Annotated in this window: 18 protein-coding genes; 8 read left to right on the top strand and 10 right to left on the bottom strand. The window is 62.2% G+C overall.

The window, feature by feature from the left end; all coding sequences use genetic code 11:
• Positions 1-50: 50 nt before the first annotated feature.
• Positions 51-872: an aldo/keto reductase gene (locus ACIPZ5_RS09920; protein WP_400808154.1), complete on the bottom strand. Its 822-nt coding sequence runs from the start codon at positions 870-872 to the stop codon at positions 51-53.
• Positions 860-1,765 (bottom strand): LysR family transcriptional regulator, encoded by a 906-nt coding sequence (locus tag ACIPZ5_RS09925; protein ID WP_261940257.1) that lies wholly within the window; start codon positions 1,763-1,765, stop codon positions 860-862. The genes ACIPZ5_RS09920 and ACIPZ5_RS09925 overlap by 13 nt, the downstream gene beginning before the upstream one ends.
• Positions 1,766-1,905: 140 nt before the next feature.
• Here ACIPZ5_RS09925 and ACIPZ5_RS09930 point away from each other — a divergent pair, with 140 nt between their 5' ends.
• From ACIPZ5_RS09930 to ACIPZ5_RS09940, 3 genes are all read left to right on the top strand, one after another.
• A complete protein-coding gene (locus ACIPZ5_RS09930; protein WP_085676930.1) occupies positions 1,906-2,604 on the top strand; it encodes a CoA transferase subunit A in 699 nt (232 codons plus the stop codon).
• Positions 2,605-2,639: 35 nt separating this feature from the next.
• Entirely contained in the window at positions 2,640-3,296 is a 657-nt protein-coding gene (locus tag ACIPZ5_RS09935; protein WP_027916751.1) for a CoA transferase subunit B, read from the top strand.
• A 148-nt stretch (positions 3,297-3,444) separates the two neighbouring features.
• On the top strand, positions 3,445-4,863 hold the full coding sequence (locus tag ACIPZ5_RS09940; protein ID WP_261940256.1) for a short-chain fatty acid transporter: 1,419 nt from the start codon (positions 3,445-3,447) through the stop codon (positions 4,861-4,863).
• Between the two features lie 121 nt (positions 4,864-4,984).
• On the opposite strand, the gene ACIPZ5_RS09945 is transcribed toward ACIPZ5_RS09940, so the two are convergent.
• Both ACIPZ5_RS09945 and ACIPZ5_RS09950 read right to left on the bottom strand, forming a co-directional pair.
• A complete protein-coding gene (locus ACIPZ5_RS09945) occupies positions 4,985-5,878 on the bottom strand; it encodes a dihydrodipicolinate synthase family protein (protein ID WP_400808158.1) in 894 nt (297 codons plus the stop codon).
• A gap of 32 nt (positions 5,879-5,910) precedes the next feature.
• Positions 5,911-6,693 (bottom strand): aldolase, encoded by a 783-nt coding sequence (locus ACIPZ5_RS09950; RefSeq protein WP_400808160.1) that lies wholly within the window; start codon positions 6,691-6,693, stop codon positions 5,911-5,913.
• Positions 6,694-6,845: 152 nt separating this feature from the next.
• Between ACIPZ5_RS09950 and ACIPZ5_RS09955 the strand changes: the two genes are divergently transcribed.
• Entirely contained in the window at positions 6,846-7,388 is a 543-nt protein-coding gene (locus ACIPZ5_RS09955; protein WP_343596800.1) for an XRE family transcriptional regulator, read from the top strand.
• Between the two features lie 10 nt (positions 7,389-7,398).
• Positions 7,399-8,217, top strand: a complete 819-nt coding sequence (locus tag ACIPZ5_RS09960) for an AraC family transcriptional regulator (RefSeq protein ID WP_343596798.1) — start codon at positions 7,399-7,401, stop codon at positions 8,215-8,217.
• A gap of 68 nt (positions 8,218-8,285) precedes the next feature.
• Here the strand turns inward: ACIPZ5_RS09960 and ACIPZ5_RS09965 are convergent, their stop codons facing one another.
• Positions 8,286-8,867 (bottom strand): LysE family translocator, encoded by a 582-nt coding sequence (locus ACIPZ5_RS09965; protein WP_400808162.1) that lies wholly within the window; start codon positions 8,865-8,867, stop codon positions 8,286-8,288.
• A 260-nt stretch (positions 8,868-9,127) separates the two neighbouring features.
• Between ACIPZ5_RS09965 and ACIPZ5_RS09970 the strand changes: the two genes are divergently transcribed.
• The gene (locus ACIPZ5_RS09970) at positions 9,128-10,699 is read left to right on the top strand and encodes a TerC family protein (protein WP_343596795.1); all 1,572 of its coding nucleotides are present in this window, start codon (positions 9,128-9,130) and stop codon (positions 10,697-10,699) included.
• Here ACIPZ5_RS09970 and rarD read toward each other — a convergent pair.
• Positions 10,662-11,549 carry an EamA family transporter RarD gene (gene rarD / locus ACIPZ5_RS09975; protein WP_261940249.1) on the bottom strand — a complete coding sequence of 296 codons (888 nt, stop codon included), beginning with the start codon at positions 11,547-11,549 and terminating at the stop codon, positions 10,662-10,664. The genes ACIPZ5_RS09970 and rarD overlap by 38 nt on opposite strands.
• Positions 11,550-11,581: 32 nt before the next feature.
• A complete protein-coding gene (locus ACIPZ5_RS09980) occupies positions 11,582-13,168 on the bottom strand; it encodes an EAL domain-containing protein (protein WP_400808166.1) in 1,587 nt (528 codons plus the stop codon).
• 300 nt (positions 13,169-13,468) lie between these two features.
• On the opposite strand from ACIPZ5_RS09980, the gene hppD reads away from it, so the two are divergent.
• Positions 13,469-14,545: a 4-hydroxyphenylpyruvate dioxygenase gene (gene hppD, locus ACIPZ5_RS09985; protein WP_085676920.1), complete on the top strand. Its 1,077-nt coding sequence runs from the start codon at positions 13,469-13,471 to the stop codon at positions 14,543-14,545.
• A 19-nt stretch (positions 14,546-14,564) separates the two neighbouring features.
• On the opposite strand, the gene ACIPZ5_RS09990 is transcribed toward hppD, so the two are convergent.
• Together ACIPZ5_RS09990 and ACIPZ5_RS09995 are read right to left on the bottom strand one after the other, a co-directional pair.
• On the bottom strand, positions 14,565-15,371 hold the full coding sequence (locus ACIPZ5_RS09990; protein ID WP_400808169.1) for a CSS-motif domain-containing protein: 807 nt from the start codon (positions 15,369-15,371) through the stop codon (positions 14,565-14,567).
• 134 nt (positions 15,372-15,505) lie between these two features.
• The gene (locus tag ACIPZ5_RS09995; protein WP_400808172.1) at positions 15,506-16,189 is read right to left on the bottom strand and encodes a type 1 glutamine amidotransferase domain-containing protein; all 684 of its coding nucleotides are present in this window, start codon (positions 16,187-16,189) and stop codon (positions 15,506-15,508) included.
• 317 nt (positions 16,190-16,506) lie between these two features.
• Between ACIPZ5_RS09995 and ACIPZ5_RS10000 the strand changes: the two genes are divergently transcribed.
• Positions 16,507-18,495 carry an ATP-binding protein gene (locus ACIPZ5_RS10000; protein WP_400808175.1) on the top strand — a complete coding sequence of 663 codons (1,989 nt, stop codon included), beginning with the start codon at positions 16,507-16,509 and terminating at the stop codon, positions 18,493-18,495.
• A gap of 6 nt (positions 18,496-18,501) precedes the next feature.
• Here ACIPZ5_RS10000 and ACIPZ5_RS10005 read toward each other — a convergent pair whose 3' ends face one another.
• Positions 18,502-20,103 (bottom strand): response regulator, encoded by a 1,602-nt coding sequence (locus ACIPZ5_RS10005; RefSeq protein WP_400808177.1) that lies wholly within the window; start codon positions 20,101-20,103, stop codon positions 18,502-18,504.
• Positions 20,104-20,119: the final 16 nt, after the last annotated feature.

Consider the following 20,119-nt stretch of genomic DNA (forward strand, 5'->3'; position numbering starts at 1 on the left):
TTGAATTCCTGTGGGAGCGGGCTTGCCCGCGAAGGGGTCAACTCGGTCGATCAGACCATCGCCAGATGCTGCTTGCGCGTCGGCGCCGGGAATGCCCGGTCGATCGCCCGCAGGTCCTCAAGGGTCAAGGTCAATGCCCCCGCAGCCGCATTCAACCGCACATGTTCCGATGACACCGCCTTGGGAATGGCAATCACATCATTCTCCCGCGTCACCCAGGCCAGGCTGACCTGCGCCGGTGTCGCCCCATGGCGCTCGGCAATCTCGCTCAGTACCGGGTGCTGCAACAGCCGCCCGGCCTGGGCCAGCGGGCAGTAGGCCATGGTTGGCAAGCCGCGCTGGCGGCTCCACGGCAACAGGTCGAACTCGATGCCGCGCTGCGCCGGGTTGTACAGCACCTGATTGGTGGCGCAAGCCGGATTGTGCAGTTCGCGCAGGTCATCGACATCGAAATTGGACACCCCCCAATGGCGGATCTTGCCCTGCTCGCGCAAGCGCTCGAACGCTTCGACCGTTTCCGCCAGCGGATACTGACCACGCCAGTGCAGCAGGTACAGGTCGATCACCTCGGTACCCAGGCGCTTCAGGCTGCGTTCGCAGGCTTCAGGCACGCCACGGCGGCTGGCGTTGTGCGGGTAGACCTTGCTGACCAGGAACACCTGGTCACGGCGCCCGGCAATGGCTTGGCCGACCACTTGCTCGGCGCCGCCCTCGGCATACATTTCGGCGGTGTCGATCAAGGTCAGGCCCTGTTCGATACCTTGTTGCAGGGCGCTCACTTCGGCGGCCTTGCGGGTCGGGTCTTCGCCCATGTACCAGGTGCCCTGGCCAATGGCCGGCACGTTGCAACCTGCCAGTTTCACGTAACGCATGTCACCTCCGGAGTCTGGGTAGTGGAAAGCAGTACCTCGAGCAGCGCCTGGGCTGCGGTGGAAAGCTTGTGGTCGGCCAGGGCGATCACGCCGATGCGCCGTTCCACGGCAGGTTCGACCAGGGTCACGCAACGTGCGCCAAGTTCCTGCATCTGGTTGATACACAGTGCCGGTACCGCACTGACGCCCAGGCCGCTGGCGACCATGCGGCCGATGGTCGACAGCTGGTGGCTTTCGAACGCCACCGCCAGCTTGCCGTGGCGTGCCGCGACGTATTGCTCGAGCAGCAGGCGCACCGCCGACGGGCGCTGCAAGGCGATGAAGTCTTGCGCCAGCAGCTGCGCCCAGGTCGCCTCGGTTTGCAGGGCCAGCGGTGAATCGGCCGGCACCACGGCGACAAAGCGGTCCATGTACAGCGGGTGGAAATTCAGGCCTTCGGTGTTTTCCGGCTCGAAGCCGATGCCCAGTTCGACGCGGCGGTGGCGCACCAGTTCCAGCACCTGTTCGTTGATCACATCATGCACCGTGACGTTGACCTTGGGGTAACGCTGGCGGAACACCTTGAGCGAATGTGGCAGCAGGTTGCCGGCAAAGGCCGGTATGGCCGCCACCGAGACGCGGCCCAACTGCAGGGTGAAGCGCTGGCGCAGCATCTCTTCGGTGTCGTCCCAGTCGGCCAGCAGGCGCCGGGCCAGCGGCAGCAGCACCTCGCCCTCGGCGGTCAGGCTGACGCTACGGGTGGTGCGGGTGAGCAGGGCACCCCCAAGGTTGTCCTCCAGCGCCTTGATGGTCAGGCTCAGGGCCGGTTGTGACACATGCAGCTGTTCACCGGCCTGGGCGAAGCTCTGGTACTTGGCGACGGTGACGAAGGCGCGCAGTTGCTTGACGTTCATGACAGCCTCGATCGCTGTTTTGAAAAAGTTATCAATCGATGATGAAAACAAAATTAACAAATCAGTCGCCAGCGGTGAAGATGGCTGCACACGCTCACCGACAGCCTCGTCGGTTCAACAACTACAAAAGGCGGATCAGCATGGCCGGACTGGACAAGCGCGTAGCAACCTATGAAGAGGCCCTGGCAGGCCTGACCGACAACATGACGGTACTGGCCGGCGGCTTTGGCCTGTGCGGCATCCCCGAAAACCTAATCGCCGAAATCAAGCGCCGTGGCGTCAAGGGCCTGACCGTGGTCTCCAACAACTGCGGCGTCGACGGCTTCGGCCTGGGCGTGCTGCTGGAAGACCGGCAGATCCGCAAGATGATTGCCTCCTACGTCGGCGAAAACGCCGAATTCGAGCGCCAGCTGCTCAGCGGCGAGCTGGAAGTCGAACTGACCCCGCAAGGCACCTTGGCCGAGAAGATGCGCGCCGGTGGCGCCGGCATCCCGGCCTTCTACACCGCCACTGGCTACGGCACCCCGGTTGCCGACGGCAAGGAAGTGCGCGAGTTCAAAGGCCGCAAGTACATCCTCGAAGAGTCCATCACCGGCGACTTCGCCATCGTCAAGGGCTGGAAGGCCGACCACTACGGCAACGTGGTGTACCGCAACACCGCGCAGAACTTCAACCCGCTGGCGGCCACTGCCGGCAAGATCACCGTGGTCGAAGTGGAAGAGATTGTCGAGCCTGGCGTGCTGCTGCCCAGCGAGATCCATACCCCGGGCATCTTCGTCGACCGGGTGATCGTCGGCACCTTCGAAAAACGTATCGAAAAGCGCACCGTCAAGGCCTGAGCGCCATCCATCAGAACAACAAAGAGATCCTGACCATGGCACTGACCCGCGAACAGATGGCGCAACGCGTCGCCCGTGAACTGAAGGACGGCTACTACGTCAACCTCGGCATCGGCATCCCGACCCTGGTGGCCAACTATGTACCGGCCGACATGGACGTGATGCTGCAGTCCGAAAACGGCCTGCTCGGCATGGGTGAATTCCCCACCGAAAGCACCCTCGATGCCGACATGATCAACGCCGGCAAACAGACCGTCACCGCCCGCCGTGGCGCATCGATCTTCGACTCGGCGCAATCGTTCGCCATGATCCGTGGCGGCCACGTCGACCTTACCGTGCTGGGTGCCTTCGAGGTGGACGTGGAAGGCAACATTGCTTCGTGGATGATCCCCGGCAAGCTGGTCAAGGGCATGGGCGGCGCCATGGACCTGGTGGCCGGTGCCGAGAACATCATCGTCACCATGACCCACGCCTCCAAGGATGGCGAGTCAAAGCTGCTGCCGCGCTGCAGCCTGCCGCTGACCGGTGCCGGCTGCATCCGCAAGGTGCTGACCGACCTGGCCTACCTGGAGATCGAAGACGGCGCCTTCATCCTGCGCGAGACCGCGCCGGGGGTCAGCGTCGAAGAAATCATCGAGAAAACCGCCGGCAAGCTGATCGTGCCGGACGATGTCAAGGAAATGACCTTCTGACATAGAAGGTACAAGTTATCCCTGTGGGAGCGGGCTTGCCCGCGAATGCGCCGGTACATTCACCGCCGCATTCGCGGGCAAGTCCGCTCCCACAGGTTTTTTGCGTTTTTGCTGAAACATCCGATAAAACCAATAAAAGGAAGTAACTGTGGCCGCTGAAATCCAAGACAGCCGCTCCGCCCGCTTTGCCCTGCGCTGTTCCAACTGGGCCGAGCGCTGGTTCCCCGACTCCTGGGTATTCGCCGCCCTGGCCGTGCTGCTGGTGTGCATCGGCGCCCTGGCCATGGGTGCCAAACCGACCGACACAGCCAAGGCCTTTGGCGATGGCTTCTGGAGCCTGATCCCGTTCACCATGCAGATGGCCTTCGTGGTCATTGGCGGCTACGTGGTGGCCAGCTCGCCACCCGCCGCCCGGCTGATCGACCGCCTCGCGCGCATCCCCGGCAATGGCCGCTCTGCGGTGTGCTGGGTCGCGTTGATCTCGATGCTGGCTTCGCTGCTCAACTGGGGCCTGTCGCTGGTGTTCGGCGGCCTGCTGGTCCGAGCCCTGGCCCGTCGTACCGAGCTGAAGATGGACTATCGCGCCGCCGGTGCTGCTGCCTACCTGGGCCTGGGTGCTGTCTGGGCGCTGGGCCTGTCGTCCTCGGCCGCGCAGTTGCAAGCCAACCCGGCCAGCCTGCCGCCTTCGATCCTGTCGATCACCGGCGTGATCCCGTTTACCGAGACCATTTTCCTCTGGCAGTCCGGGGTGATGCTGGCGGCCCTGGTGGTCGTCTCGCTGGTGATCGCCTATGCCACGGCACCTGGCCCGACCAGCGCGCGCAGCGCCGAAGATTGTGGCGTCGACCCCAGCTTCACCGCGCCGCCGGCCCCCAAGCGTACCCGCCCGGGCGAGTGGCTGGAGCACAGCCCGATTCTGATTCTGATGCTGGTGGCCCTGGCTGGCGGCTGGCTGTACCAGGAGTTCGCCACCAAACCGGCGATTACCGCGATTTCCGGGCTGAACACCTACAACCTGTTGTTCATCATGCTCGGTGCCTTGCTGCACTGGCGCCCGCGCAGCTTCCTCGATGCCGTGGCGCGTGCCGTGCCGACCACCACCGGGGTATTGATCCAGTTCCCGCTGTATGGCTCGATCGCCGCGATCCTCACCCAGGTCAAAGGTGTGGATGAACAGACCCTGGCCCACCACATTTCGCTGTTCTTTACCCAGATCGCCACCCATGACACCTACGCGCTGCTGATGGGCGTGTACTCGGCGGTGCTGGGCTTCTTCATTCCGTCTGGCGGTGGCAAGTGGATCATCGAAGCACCGTACGTGATGCTGGTGGCGAACGACCTGCAGTATCACCTGGGCTGGGCCGTGCAGATCTACAACGCCGCCGAGGCGCTGCCGAACCTGATCAACCCGTTCTACATGCTGCCGCTGCTGGGCGTGCTGGGGCTCAAGGCGCGCGACCTGATCGGCTTTTCGTTCGTGCAGTTGCTGGTGCATGTGCCGTTGGTGCTGGTGTTGCTGTGGGCACTGGGTACCACGTTGCAGTATGTGCCGCCGGTGATGCCATGAGGTAAAGGCTGAGACGGCTGACTTCTGTGGGAGCGGGCTTGACCCGCGAAGCAGGCGCTGCAGTGCCTGGCACCGGCTTCGCCGGTGTTCCCGGGCTAGCCCGCTCCCACAGGAGAACACGTCAGTCTTTGATGCCGAGTCCTTGCAACAATGCCGCCAAGGTCGCGCGCCCTGGCTCATCCAGCCCGAACACCGGCCGCCGTGGCTCACCCACCGGCAACCCGGTAAGCCCCAAGCCTGCCTTGATCGTCGCCGGCAACCCGCCCTTGAGAATGAAGTCGAGCAGCGGCAGCTGCCGGTAGAACAGTTCCCTGGCCTGCGCCAGGTCTCCCTCCAGTACCGCCTGGTACAGCGCCTGGTTCAACGCCGGAATCAGGTTCGGCGCCGCCGTGCACCAGCCCTTGGCCCCGGCCACGAACGCTTCCAGCGCCAGCGGGTTGCAACCGTTGTAGAACGGCACCTGGCCCTCGCCAAGCAGCTGCAGCTTGTGCATGCGCTGGATGTCGCCAGTGCTCTCCTTGACCATGGTCACGTTGGCCACTTCGCGGACGATGCGCAGGATCAGCTCCACCGACATGTCGGTGCCGCTGGTGGCAGGGTTGTTGTAGAGCATGATCGGGATATCGATGGCATCACCGATGGTGTGATAGTGCTGAAGGATCTCGGCTTCGCTGAGTTTCCAGTAAGCGGCCGGCAGTACCATCACCGCGTCGGCGCCGTGGGCCTGGGCAAAGCGGGCGCGGCGCACGGCGCCGGCCGTGGTCAGGTCGGAGACGCTGACGATGCTGGGCACTCGCTTGTCGATGCGGGCGAGGCTGTACTCGGCCACCTGCTGCCATTCGCTGTCGCTGAGATAGGCACCTTCGCCGGTACTGCCCAACGGGGCGATGGCCTGTACGCCGCCGTCGATCAGGCGTTCGATGGACTTGCCCAGCGCGGGCAGGTCGAGCTGTTCGCCGCCTGCGCTGAAGGGGGTGATGGTGTAGCCGATGATGCCGTGGAATTCGGTGGTCATGATTCGGGCTCCGCAAGCAAGGCGATCTGGGGTCAGTTCAGGCAGTCGGCGTGAACACGCAGGCTCTGCCGGGCAAAGTAGTTGAAGGCAGCGGCATGGCGCTTGGGCCGGTCGATCCAGTCGTGGGCTTCGCGGCCCAGTGCCGGGGCGATGGGTTTGATGGTGCCGGCCGACATCGCCAGCAGCTGCAGGCGCGCGGCGCGCTCGATCAGCTGGGCGTACACGCAGGCCTGCTCGATGCTGGTGCCGGTGGACAGCTGGCCATGGTGCGAGAGCAGGATGGCGCGCTTGTCACCCAGCGCGGCGCTGATGATTTCGCCTTCCTCATTGCCCACCGGCACGCCCGGCCAGGCTTCGAGGAATGCGCAATCGTCGTAGAGCGGGCACAGGTCCATGTGCGAAACCTGCAGTGGGACTTCCAGCATCGACAGGGCAGCAACGTGGGTCGGGTGGGTGTGGATGATGCAGTTCACATCCGCACGGGCGCGGTACACCCAGCTGTGGAAGCGGTTGGCCGGGTTGGGCATGCCCTGGCCTTCGAGCACCTCAAGGTCCTCATTGACCAGCAGCAGATTGCTGGCGCTGATTTCGTCGAAACCCAGCCCCAGTTGCTGGGTGTAGAAGGTACCGGGATGCGGGCCGCGTGCGCTGATCTGCCCGGCCAGACCGGAGTCGTGGCCGTGATCGAACAGAATTCGGCAGGTCAGGGCCAGCTTTTCCCGTACAGTCCACGTATTATCGGCAAGCGAGCCTTGCATCTGCGTCAGCGCCTGCTGGACCAGTTGGTCCTTGCTTTGTGTCAGGGTCTTGGCCATGGGGGATTCCTCTGTGGCGTGATGAGCGATGTCGGCGCTGGCCCGTTGCTAAGCTTTGGTCGGTTGAGCAACGGGCTAGCGAATGACACAAATAATCCTATATGACACAAAGTGTCATAAGCAAGCCTGTGGATCCGGGAAAAGCGCGTCGCATGTCTAACCGATTGAAACTGTTGAGAAAGAAACTGGGTGTCACGCTGGAGGCGCTGGCCGATAAATCCGGCATGACCAAGAGCTACCTGTCCAAGGTGGAACGCGGCCTGAACACGCCGTCGATCGCTGCTGCGCTTAAGCTGGCGCGGGCGCTGAACGTCAACGTCGAGGAATTGTTCGCCGAGGAGCAGGCCGGGCAGGGCCGCTACAGCCTGGTGCGCCAGGGCGAGCGCCAGGCGCTGGTGGGCGATGGTCACGGGCCTGGCTATGCGGCGTTGACCAACCAGGTCGGGCAGCGCAGCCTGTTGCCGTTCCTGATCCAGCCGCCGACCGAATTCAGCGACCCGACTTTCAAGGAGCACGAAGGTGAGGAGTTTCTGTTCGTCCATGCCGGCCAGGTGGAAGTCGATTTCATGAATGAACGGGTGTTGCTGGAGCAGGGCGATGCGCTGCATTTCAACGCCCAGACACCGCACCGCCTGCGCTCGGTCGGCGAGCAGCCAGCGCAGCTGCTGGTGGTGGTGCACCACAGCGACGAATGAGGGCAGGGCAATGATCGAGGTGTCGCGGTTCTGGCGGGATCCGGCATTGCCCTTCGTCGAAGCCCGGCGCGTGGGGGATGGGCGCAAGGTCTGCTACGCCGCCCATTCCCATGAGAGCTTTTCCATCGGCGTGATCACCGGGGGGCGCAGCACCTACCTGAGCGGCGCCAGCCAGCTCGAGGTGACGGCCGGTACCACGGTGCTGATGAACCCAGGCGTGGTGCACACCTGTAACCCGATCGCCGGGCAGCCTTGGTCATACCTGATGCTGTTCGTCGACATGCCGTGGTTGCAGGATCGGGGCTTTGTCCTGCCAGCGCAGACCGTCAGTGCGTCTCCTGCGTTGTACGGCCGGCTGCTGCAACTGTTTGCCGACCTGTTCGACGGTGAACTGGATGATCGCGAGGCACGGCTGGCGAGTTTTTTCACAGAACTTCCGGGCTATTTACTGGCTTCAGCGAAGCAATCACCTTCCTGCCATCCACAGTTGGAAGCGGCAGCGGCGTTCATTCGTGCCCATCGTCTCGACTCGCTGAGCCTGGAGGACATCTGCGCAGCCTGTGGCTTGTCACGGTCTTACCTGATTCGCGCTTTTCGGCAGCGCTTCGGCATCACCCCACACGGCTACCTGCTGGATCAGCGCGTGCAGCATGCGCGGTCGCAGTTGCGTAAAGGGCGGGCTATTGCCGAGGTGGCACTGGAGGCCGGGTTCGCCGACCAGGCGCATCTGCAGCGCGCCTTCAAGCAGCACCTGGCTGCGACACCGGGGCATTACCGCGATGCTGTACCGGCCTCTTCGCGGGGCAAGCCCGCTCCCACAGGATTATGAATGTCTTTCAGGGAGTGGTAATCCTGTGGGAGCGGGCTTGCCCCGCGAAGAGGCCGGCACTGGCTTCATCAAACGAGCAGGTATCCCGCACTCCCCACCAGCAATACTGCCAGCCCCCGATTCAGCAACTGCAGATACCGCGGCTCGCGCAGATACTGGCGAATCACACTCCCGGCCCAGGCCCAGCAGGCCACCGAAACGAAACAGATCGGCCCGTAGATCCAGGTGAACAACCACAGCAGGTGCTGTTCGCCACCGGTATAGGCACCCACGCCCGCCACCGCCGCCAGCCAGGCCTTGGGGTTCAGCCATTGCATGGCCGCGCCATGCCAGGCCGAAGGTGCCTGCTGCTGATCGGTCCCACCCAGCTGGCCATCATCGCTGGCCAGCTTCCACGCCATGTACAGCAGAAACGCCACGCCACCCCAGTGCAGTGCCGCGCCCAGCAGCGGCCAGCGCAACAGCAGTTCGTGCAAACCGAGGCCAACCAGCACCAGCAGCAAGCAGAAGCCCAGCGTCGCGCCCGTCACATGCCACAGGCTTGCCCGCAGGCCATGACGGGCTCCGCTGCCCAGGGCGACGACATTGACTGGCCCTGGAGAGATCGATGCGGCAAGGGCGAAAGCAGCCATGGACAGGGACAGGCTCATTTTCCGTAACTCCGTGTGTTGGACGATGTTGCCATCCTGCCGCTGCAAGCGGCGCGAGTATTGAAGAAAAATCCCCTGCCATGCTGTTACAGGTTTTGTAATAGTTTCGCGCTATCAGATTAACCTGCTGTGCTTGTAGGATTTCCTTCCCTATTTTTGATCAAGGTCCTTATGAGCACCTTCGCGGAGCCCCCCAGTCCCCGGCCTTCCCGGCCATCTTCCCGCCGTCCCCGTGACGCTTTCTTCGTGAGTACCCGCTAATGGAATGGCTAGCCGACCCCACGGCCTGGCTGGGCCTGCTGACGCTTATCGTCCTCGAGCTGGTGCTGGGTATCGACAACCTGGTGTTCATCGCCATCCTCGCCGACAAGCTGCCGCCGCATCAGCGCGACCGCGCGCGGGTCATCGGCCTGAGCCTGGCACTGATCATGCGCCTGGGCCTGCTGGCCAGTATCTCGTGGATGGTCACCCTCACCGCACCGCTGTTCGAGGTGTTCGGCAAGAGTTTCTCTGGCCGTGACCTGATCATGCTGTTCGGTGGTGTGTTCCTGCTGTTCAAGGCCACCATGGAATTGCACGAACGCCTGGAAGGGCACGTCACGCAAGCCAGTGGTGCGTTACGCCATGCCGCGTTCTGGCCGATCGTGGCGCAGATCGTCGTGCTTGACGCCGTGTTCTCGCTGGACGCGGTGATCACCGCCGTAGGCATGGTCGAAGAGTTGTCGGTGATGATGATCGCGGTGGTGTTCTCGATCGGTATCATGATCGTCGCCAGCAAGCCGCTGACCCGCTTCGTCAACGCCCACCCGACAGTGATCATGCTGTGCCTGGGCTTCCTGATGATGATCGGTTTCAGCCTGACCGCCGAAGGCCTGGGCTTCCATATCCCGAAAGGCTACTTGTACGCGGCCATCGGCTTCTCGATCCTTATCGAGCTGTTCAACCAGCTGGCCCGTGCCCGCCGCAAGCGCAGCCTGCAGCAGCACCGGCCACTGCGCGAGCGTACCGCGCATGCCGTGCTGCGCCTGTTGGGTGGCCGTCGGGTCGAGGCTGACGAAGTGGGCGAAGACATTGCCGACCTGGTCGAAGGGGGCGAGGAGCAGGTGCTGTTCGACCGCCGCGAGCGGGTGATGATCAGCGGCGTGCTGAACCTGGCCGAGCGGCCGATCCGCACGGTGATGACGGCGCGAGCCGAGGTCGACGTGATCGACCTGGCGCAGCCGGCGCAGGCCATCACCGAGGCGTTGGCCAACTCGCCGTACTCGCGCCTGCCGCTGATTCGCGATGGCCATATCGAGGAACCGCTGGGCTTCGTGCACAAGAAAGAGCTGCTCAAGGAGTGGTTGTCCGGCAGCCAGCCGGACCTTGAGCGCATGGCCCGGGCGCCGTTGAACCTGCTGGAGAGCTTCAGCATCCTCAACGCCCTGGAGCAGATGCGTAGCCAGTCGACACACATTGCTTTCGTGATCAACGAGTTCGGTGACTTCACCGGCTTGCTGACCATGACCGATATCCTCGAGTCGATCGCCGGCGAGTTGCCGGATGCCAGCGAGGTAGAGGGCCCGGCGATCGTCGAGGAGGCTGGCAGCTTTGTCGTCAGCGGCGCCCTGAACCTGAGCCAGGTCCAGGCCGGTACAGGCTTCAGCGCCCGTGCCACCGAGGACTACCAGACCTTGGCGGGCCTGGTAATGAGCCTGTTGGACCGCCTGCCGGTGGTGGGTGACCAGCTGGCCTGGAACGGCTGGAGCATGACCGTGGTGGCGGTGGAGGAGCGCCGGGTGCGCCAGGTGCGCCTTACACCGAACGCCGACGCTGACGCAGCAGGTGCTTGAAGCCTTCAAGCACCAGCACCAACACGGCTGCCCAGATGGGCAGGTAGGTCAGCCACTGATCCGGGCCGATGGATTCGCCCAGCAGCAGGGCAACGCCCACCAGCAACACCGGCTCGACGTAGCTGAGCAGGCCGAACAGGCTGAACGGCAACAGGCGGCTGGCCAGCACGTAGGCGATCAGTGCACAAGCGCTGATCGCCCCCAGCAGCGGGATCAACCCGTAGAGGCCGGGGTGCTGGTGCAGGTCGGCCGCCGACAAAGGCCCCTGGGTAACGAAGTACACAGCCCAGGGCAGCAACAGGCACATGTCGCACCACAGGCCACCGAGGTGGTCGGTGCGACAGCGTCGCCGCAAGACGAAGTAGATCGGGTAGCCGATCATCACCAGCAAGGTTTCCCAGGCGAAGCTGCCATGCTGGTACAGCTCATGCCCTACGCCCAGTGCGGCGCAGCTGACCGCCACTTTTTGCAGGCGTGACAGGCGCTCGCCGTAGACCAGCCGCCCGGTCAGTACCATCGCCAGCGGCAGCAGGAAGTAGCCCATCGACACTTCCAGGCTGCGCCCATGCAGTGGCGCCCAGAGGAACAGCCACAGCTGCACCCCCATCAGCCACGAAGTGCCGACCATGCCCAGCAGCAGGACCGGCGTCTGGCGCACACGGGCAAGCAATTCACCGACGCGCTTCCAGTCTTTGCTGACCAGCATGAACAGCGTGAGGCAGGGCAGCGTCAGCAGCGTGCGCCAGCCAAAGATCTCTTCGCCATCGAGCGGCGACAGCAGGGAAGTATAGAAATACATCACGGCGAACAGACAGGACGCCATGACCGACGAAACAATGCCTTTTGACACGAATGCCTCGGATAGGGGAGTGAGCGGGTGGATCAGCCGCGCATGATCTCAGGGGGCGCGCCCTGCGGCAACCGCGCAGCACCTGGGCGTGCAGCAAGTGCGCTGAGGAACTCGTCCGCTGGCATCGGCCGGGCAAACAGATAGCCCTGCTGGAAGTCCACCTCGAAACGTGCCAGGTAGTCACGCTGGACGTCGGTTTCCACCCCTTCGGCAACAATGCCCAGGCCCAGTTTGCCGGACAGCTCGATGATGCTGTCGAGAATATGTTGCGACAACGCGTCGCCACCGATCATGGCCACGAAACTCTGGTCGATCTTCAGGTAGTCGACCTTGAACTGGCGCAGGTAGTTGAGGCTCGACTGACCGGTGCCGAAGTCATCCAGGGCGATCATCACCCCCATGTCATGCAGCTTGGCGAACAGCTCGAGGGCTACCGGCGTGGCTTCGATCAGCTTGCGTTCGGTCAGTTCCAGGGTCAGCCGTACCCGCCCAGGGGGGAAGTGCTGGAGGAAGGTGCGGCAGTCGTCGAGCAGGCTCAGGTCGCGGCAGTGGTCGGCAGTGATGTTGATGCCGATGTGGAAGCCATCTTCCAGTAGCGCAGTGTAAGGCGCAAGGCTCTGCGCGGTGTGCAGCATCAGGGCCCGGGTCATGGCGACAATCTGGCCGCTGTGTTCGGCGTAGGGGATGAACAGGTCCGGGCGGACCAGGCCTTCACGGGGGTGGTTCCAGCGCATCAGCACCTCAGCTCCGGCCCAGCGGTAGTCACCCTTGCGCACCACTGGCTGGAAATACGGCAGAAACTCGTCCGCCTCCAGGGCCCGATTCAGCTCGGCCCGGGGCGAACTGGCCCGGCGGATCTGCCAGCGGCAGGCACTGCCGGCCACCACACCGAGCACCAGCAGCAGGCTGAGCAGGGCCGGGTAGTGGCTGCGCAGCAGCTCACCTTGATTGCCGGCCTCGTAGCCACCGTGCACGCTGAACGGGTAACGGGTCGAGCCGAGGGTCACATCGGCAGCGGCGGCAACCGGTGGGGCACCGTCATGCACCACGCCGTCCTTGCCCATCCAGGCATTGCCGACGCGGATCTGCAACGCTTCCTCCGGGCCGATCAGGCGCAAGGCTGTAAGCAGGTGATCGCCATCCACGGTAGTGATCGCGCCGCGATCGCCATCGCTGGCCCGGTACACCAGCAAGGCATGACCGGGCGTTACCGAGTTGCCGTCCATCAGCCATAGCCGGCCATCGGTGTAGTCATTGGCATCGACGACTTCGTCGAAGTCGCCGAACAGCGAACTGCAGTACAGGTTGTGTTGCTGAAACAGGTTGGTCGAACGCACGAAAGCATTGCGCGTGACCTCGCTGCGCAAGGCCAGCTGAGCGTCCGCGCAAGGGCTGCCCGCCAGCGGCAGCAGCGCCTGCGCGGCGTTGGCGAGGTTGTCTAGAATATGATCGACATGTTCGACCACCTGGCGTGTTGTCGCCTGGCTGCTGGCGCGCAGTTCGCGCTCGATCTGCCAGTTCATCACCGCCAGGCCACAGGCAAGCGGCACCACGCCGACGATCCAGGGCAAGAGCGTGCGCCAGCTCCAGCGAGCGGGGCGTTTGACCGTTAGGGGCATGCTGGGGTGATCTTCCTGATGACTGACGTGCTGAGGATAGCCGTTTGTCGGTGGCGCTGGCCAACTAAAGCGCGACAAAGCAAGTTACGCAATGTAGAATCGATTTACGAATACAACAATAAGGTCCTTCGCGTTTGAGGGATCAACCCGCCGAGAATGGGTCCATATGACATACCATGGGTTCAAGCTGATCATTGGTGACTTCCTCGCCCGAAGCGTGCGCGGTATCCCGTGCTCTCCACCATTGCCGTTCCACATCCTACGCATTCATTAATTTTCGCTGCAGATGAGGGTACGAACATGGCTGATATCTTTGACAATCCAATGGGCCTGATGGGCTTTGAATTTATCGAGCTGGCTTCGCCGACGCCCGGCGTACTGGAGCCGGTATTCCAGATCCTCGGCTTCACCAAGGTGGCCACACACCGCTCCAAGGACGTGCACCTGTATCGCCAGGGCGGCATCAACCTGATCCTCAACAACGAACCCAAGAGCATCGCTTCCTACTTTGCTGCCGAGCATGGGCCGTCGGTGTGCGGCATGGCGTTCCGCGTACGCAACGCCCACGAAGCCTATGCCCGGGCCCTGGAGCTGGGGGCTCAGCCGGTCGAGATCGAAACTGGCCCGATGGAGTTGCGCCTGCCGGCCATCAAAGGCATCGGTGGGGCACCGCTCTACCTGATCGACCGTTTCGATGAAGGCAGCTCGATCTACGATATCGACTTCAATTTCATCGAAGGCGTCGACCGCAATCCGCAAGGGGCGGGCCTGAAGATCATCGATCACCTGACCCACAACGTCTATCGCGGGCGCATGGCTTACTGGGCCGGTTTCTATGAGAAGCTGTTCAACTTCCGCGAGATTCGCTATTTCGACATCAAGGGCGAGTACACCGGCCTGACCTCCAAGGCCATGACCGCGCCTGATGGCATGATCCGCATTCCGCTCAATGAAGAGTCGTCCAAGGGCGCCGGGCAGATCGAAGAGTTCCTGATGCAGTTCAATGGCGAGGGTATCCAGCATGTGGCCTTCCTCACCGATGACCTGCTCAAGACCTGGGATGCACTGAAGGGCTTGGGCATGCGCTTCATGACCGCGCCGCCGCAAACCTATTACGAAATGCTCGAAGAACGCCTGCCTGGGCATGGCGAGCCGGTCGACCAGCTGCAGGCTCGCGGTATCCTGCTGGACGGCGCTTCCGAGCCAGGCGACAAGCGCCTGTTGCTGCAGATTTTCTCGGAAACGCTGCTTGGTCCGGTATTCTTCGAGTTCATCCAGCGCAAAGGCGATGACGGCTTCGGTGAAGGCAACTTCAAGGCGCTGTTCGAGTCCATCGAGCGTGATCAGGTGCGTCGTGGCGTGCTCAATGCCGAATAAGTGAGTGAAGCGTGCGCTGTCAGTCTTGGCTGGCAGCGCTACGAGCACGCATGCTTCTTTGCCTGAACAGGCCCCAGTAAGTGATCGATCCAGTAATGATCCCGACCAACGCCAGGGATGGGAAAAGTTGTTTCATCGTCAGGCGTGTTTCGCGTGCCGAGTATCCCTCGCCATAGCCTGCCTTGACGGTATAACCATATTTCTCCGAGACACCTTCTTCGAAAAATTCGACTTGTGATGGGCGCGCCGGGTCGCGACTGTCGCCGTCAGCCCAGATGTACAATTCTCCGAATTCGAGCAACAACGTCAGCCCAGTCTGAAATGCGCGCAGTTCATTGCGCAGCAACATGCCATAAGTCGTGGCAATGACCCCCAGATTATTCTCGCGGATCTGATAGGCGAGCAGAACTGCATTGGGTGTTGTAGGCGGGTCCAAGGTCAGACGAAATTGCGTTTTCGCATCTGGGAAAATGTGATCGGGTGAATACGGCGTCTTCAAGGTGTTGCAATAGGTACGCCCGTCAACGGTCAATGCCAGCGAGCGCAGGTGTGGCGCTTTTGCAACCTGATCAGACAATTGCGCTTCGGCACTTTCGCAGGTAGCACCTGCCAACTTCATTGCTGCCGCCGCCGAAGCCTGAACTCGGTCCAGTGCGAGGTCCACGGAATAAATTACCTCGCTGACCGATATCCGCGCGGTTTCTTCAAGTTTCTTGTCATGCAGGTAATGCATGATCATCAGCCCGGACCCCACCGGCAGTAAACTGACTGTCAATGTCAGCAACAGTTCTACCAAGCTCTGCCGAGCATTCTTGATTCTTGACATGAGTGTCCAGCCCCCATTTTCCGAGCTGCCCGAGATGAGCAGCCCAATGGAGAGCCTATGAATCAATCATTGCGCCTGCTGTAATCCAACGCTTTGGGTGTTTTGCGAACAACGCCGCTAAGGTGTAGGACTGATTACGGCTTCAATGCAGCAAGGACCTTTTCGGCCAATAGTCTCGTGGAGGCTGGGTTCTGCCCGGTGATCAGCCGGTCATCGGGGATCACGAACGATTCCCAAGGGTTCTCGTGTTTGTTATAGATGCCGCCCCGTGCAATCAATTCGTGTTCTGTGAGGAAGGGCACAACTTCGTCCAGCTCTGCCAGTTTTTCTTCGGTGTTGGAAAAACCGGTTACCTGACGGTCCTTGAGCAACAGGCTGTTGTCGCTGAGTTTGATGTTCAACAAGCCGACCACACCATGGCAGACCGCGGCAACGATGCCGCCATTTTCGTAGATCTTGCGTGCCAGGTCCTGTAACGGCTGGTTGTCCGGGAAGTCGTACATCACCCCGTGGCCGCCTGTGTAGTAGATGGCGCGGTAATCCGCTGCCCTGACCTGGCCCGGGCTGTAAGATGCACCCAGACGGCTCATGAACGATTTGTCGTCGTACCGTTGCCAGTCCAAGTCTGGGGCCATTTGCAGGCTGTGCGGGTCGATCGGTACATAGCCTCCAGCAGGGCTTACGTAATCGACTTCATACCCGGCTTTCTCCACCACGTCGACAAAATGCACCGCTTCACCCAGCCACAAGCCGGTGGCCCGTTTCAGGGTCGGGTATTTGGCCGTATTGGTCAGTACTACCAGAATCTTCTTGCTCATCACCACGCTCCCTGGTCTGTCGTTGAAGGGCATTGCGTTCCTTGGCGCGGGGAAAACCTATTGAGCATAGCTTGCGATTGGCAAGGCGCCATTCCGGTAATGGCTCTATGCTATTACCTGAGCCTGTAAGGTGCGTCGAGTGAGAGGCTGTTAGCAGTGCAGCTATTGCGGCGGCAAATCTTCGGGCAGATGATGCACAAACGGATTTTTCATCCAAGAGCCATGATGGAATCACGACAGTGTTCGTAAACGACACACCGCGCAAACCTTCGGCGCAAGGCAGGGCGCTTGCCAATCGGCAGTCTGCGCAAGTGGGCATGGCTGAGCAGATCACGCAGTTCGACTGGCGATACAGTTCGCTCGGGCCGTTGCCGCACTGGCAGGCACCGTTGCGCATTGCAGTCGACATGATGTTGCTGTCGCCATTTCCCTGCGCCGTGGTCTGGGGCGCCCAGATGACCGTGATTCACAACGACCCTTACGCAGCATTGCTCGCAGGCGACGGTCATGCGTTGGGGCAAGCGTTCGACACACTCTGGGCAAAAGAATGGAAGGCCATCGGGTCTTGGGTGTACAAGGCACTCGAAGGTTGCTCGAACTTTGTCGAGGACCAGCCGCTATGGCTACCGTGCAAGCGAACGGGTAGCCAAAGCTGCCATGCATTCAGCTACACACCGCTGCGTGATGAGCAGTATGAGGTGGTGGGGTTTCTGCACACGGTGATCGATACCAGCGCCAGCGTCGATGCACATGACAAATGGCGCGACCAGGCGTTGGCATTCGAACGCCAGATCGAGCGCATCCTGGCCGACCGCGATCACATCTGGCAGCTTTCCCGCGATGCCATGGTCGTGGTTACTCACGACCTGCGGCTGCAAGCGGCCAACCCGACCTGGCAGCGTGCGCTGGGCTGGACTGAAGACGAGATGCGCGGTGAATCGATCCTGGAGCTGGTCCATCCAGCCGACAGGGCCGAGGTGGAAATTGCCGTGATTGAGTTCCTTGGCAACCGGCGCGGCGAGCAGTTCGAGACGCGCTTGCGCCACAAGGACGGGCATTACCGATTGTTCCGCTGGACGGCGAGTTTCGACGGCACCCTGCTGACTGCCGTAGGGCGTGACATTTCACAGGACCTTGAAGATGCCTTGCGCCAGTCAGATACTTTGTTACGGGCCAGTCAGCGCCTGGACGCGGTCAGCCACCTGGCAGGCGGCATGGCCCACGAGATGAACAACCTGCTGTCGGGTATCGGCGGTAGCCTTGAGCTCTTGCAGCGGCGCATGGACCAAGGGCGGCTGGAGCACATTGATCGTTATGTGGCTCTGGCCAGCGACTCCGTGCGACGCGCCATGACGCTGACTCATCGTTTGCTGGCATTCTCCCGCCATCAGCCGCTGTCACCCAAGCCTCTGGACATCAATCGCCAGCTCAGTGCCATGGAGCCGCTGTTGCGCCAGGTGCTGGGGGCTGAAATGCGGGTGGACTGGGAGCTGGATGTAAAACCCTGGACCCTCTGCCTGGATATTGCACAGCTGGAAAATGCCATGGTGAACCTGTTCGCCAACGCACGTGAGGCTTGCCTTGGGCGTGGCGTGGTGACACTGCGCACCATCAACCAGCGCCTGCAGGCGCCATTACCTGATGAGCACGGCGTATCCCCAGGTGACTACGTCGCGGTGTATGTCACAGACGATGGTCATGGCATGCCCGAAGCCGACCTGGCGCGGGCGTTCGAACCGTTTTTCACCACCAAACCCATGGGCCATGGCGCCGGGTTGGGTCTGGCGATGGTCTATGGCTTCGTCGGCCAGTCCGGTGGGCACGTCTGGCTCGAGTCAGCACCTGATCACGGTCTCAGGGTCTGTATGCTGTTCCCGCGTTGCCTTGAGCACATCGCGCCAGAACCCCCGCAGCCGGTACCAGCAGTTACACGGGCCAGCGGCCAGCGCGTGCTGCTGGTCGATGATGAGGAAAACCTGCGTTCGGTGATGAAGGAGTACCTACAGGAGCGTGGCTTCGACGTGTGCGATGTGAGGGACGCGAACTCGGCGCTCGATCGCTTCCGCCACCACGGCCCCTTCGAGCTGGTGATCACCGACATCGGCCTGCCGGGTGGTTTCAGTGGGCGGCAGGTCGCCAGGGCGATGCGCATGGTTGAGCCGGACCAGAAAATCCTCTTCATTACCGGCTTCAACGACCAGCCGCTGGATCCGCAACTGTCCGAGGCGCCCGGTACGGCGCTGATGCTCAAGCCTTTCGCCTTGGCCAGCCTGATGGACCAGGCCCTGCTGATGTTGAGCGAATGAACCGGCTCAGGGATGCCCCAGCATGGTGGCTACCTGTGCCTGCAACTGCTTGAGCTCGAACGGCTTGCAGATCAGCTGCATGCCCGGTGCGAGAAACCCCTCGCGCGCCATGGCCGTCTCGGCGTATCCGGTGATGAACAGCACCGGAAGCTGCGGGCGCAGTGTGCGTGCGATCTCGGCCAACTGCCGGCCATTCATGCCCGGCAGGCCGACATCGCTGACCAGCAGATCGATCACCTGGCCTGAACGCAGCAGTTGCAAGGCTTCGATGGCGTTGCTGGCGCTGCGGCAGGGATAACCCTCGTCCTGCAACGACTGGCAAAGCAGTTCGCGGACATGGGGATCATCCTCGACAACCAGTACATTACGGCTTCTGGCGGCAGGCGTAGGGCGCGGCGTGTCGGCCTCGGGTTGTTGCGCATCATGGTAGCGTGGCAGGTAGAGGTCCACCTGGGTGCCATGGCCGATCTCGCTGAACAGCGCCACATGGCCGTGGGACTGCTTGCTGAAGCCGTAAACCATCGAAAGGCCAAGGCCAATCCCTTGACCCACCGGCTTGGTACTGAAGAAGGGCTCGAAGGCATGCTCCAGGGTGCGCTGTGACATGCCCTGGCCGTCATCGATGATGCTCAGGCAGGCATACTCACCTGTATTCAACCCACCGCTTGCGGGCCGCTGCGCGTCAATCTGCTGGTTGCTGGCCTCTATCCGCAGCGTGCCCCCATTGGGCATGGCCTCGCAGGCATTGACCAGCAGGTTGTTTAGCGCCTCTTGCAATTGCTTGTCGTCCGCCTGCACGGCCCAAAGGTCTGCGGGCAGGTCCAGTTGCAGGCTTACCCCTTGGTCAAGGATGGCCTCCAGTCGCTGCGGTTGCAGTAGCGCAAGCAGGTCGATGCGCTGACTGTGCAGCGATTGCCTGGACGAAAACGCCAGCAGACGATGGGTAAGCACTGCGGCACGTGACACAGCCTGCTGGCCCATGCGCAGGATCCCTTCAACGCCGTCACTGCGCCCGTTTTTCAGGCGCCGGTCGATCAGTTCGAAGCTGCCGCCGATGCTGGTCAGCAGGTTGTTGAAGTCATGTGCCACACCGCCGGCCAGCTGGCCGATCGCCTCCATCTTGCGGGTCTGCTGCAAGGCCTGGTCGAGGACGCGGTGCTCCTCGCTGCGCGCATCCAGGCGCTTTTGCAGTTCGAGCATCTGGTCGCGCGCCAGGTATTGGCGGCGCCGGTTGCGTAACGCTGTCTGAGCCAGCTGCTGTAACTGCCCTTCGTCGAAAGGTACGGCAAGCGGGGTCAGGTTGCCCAGGCCAAGATGGGTGGCAGAGGGGGAGGCTGGTGTTGGCGTCAACAACAGGATAGGAAAGTCCGACCACGCCGGCTGTTGGTCGATGTAGCGCTGCAAGACAGGCGCTGCGTCAACGCTCAGGGCCTGCTCGGCGATGATCGCCAGGCCTGCGCCTTCGATCAGCCAGGCCTGCAGCCTGGCGATATCAGGCGCGCACAAACAGTCGACACCGGCCGCCGCCAACAACTTGGAAGTATTGTTGGCAAGCTGATCCGGGGCCAGGATCAGAGCACGTTCGTCCATCGACAACGAGCTGGCCAATGCGGTTCTCCTGAAA

Origin of the sequence: Pseudomonas sp. NPDC089428, assembly GCF_044749325.1 — a bacterium.
GTDB lineage: Bacteria > Pseudomonadota > Gammaproteobacteria > Pseudomonadales > Pseudomonadaceae > Aquipseudomonas.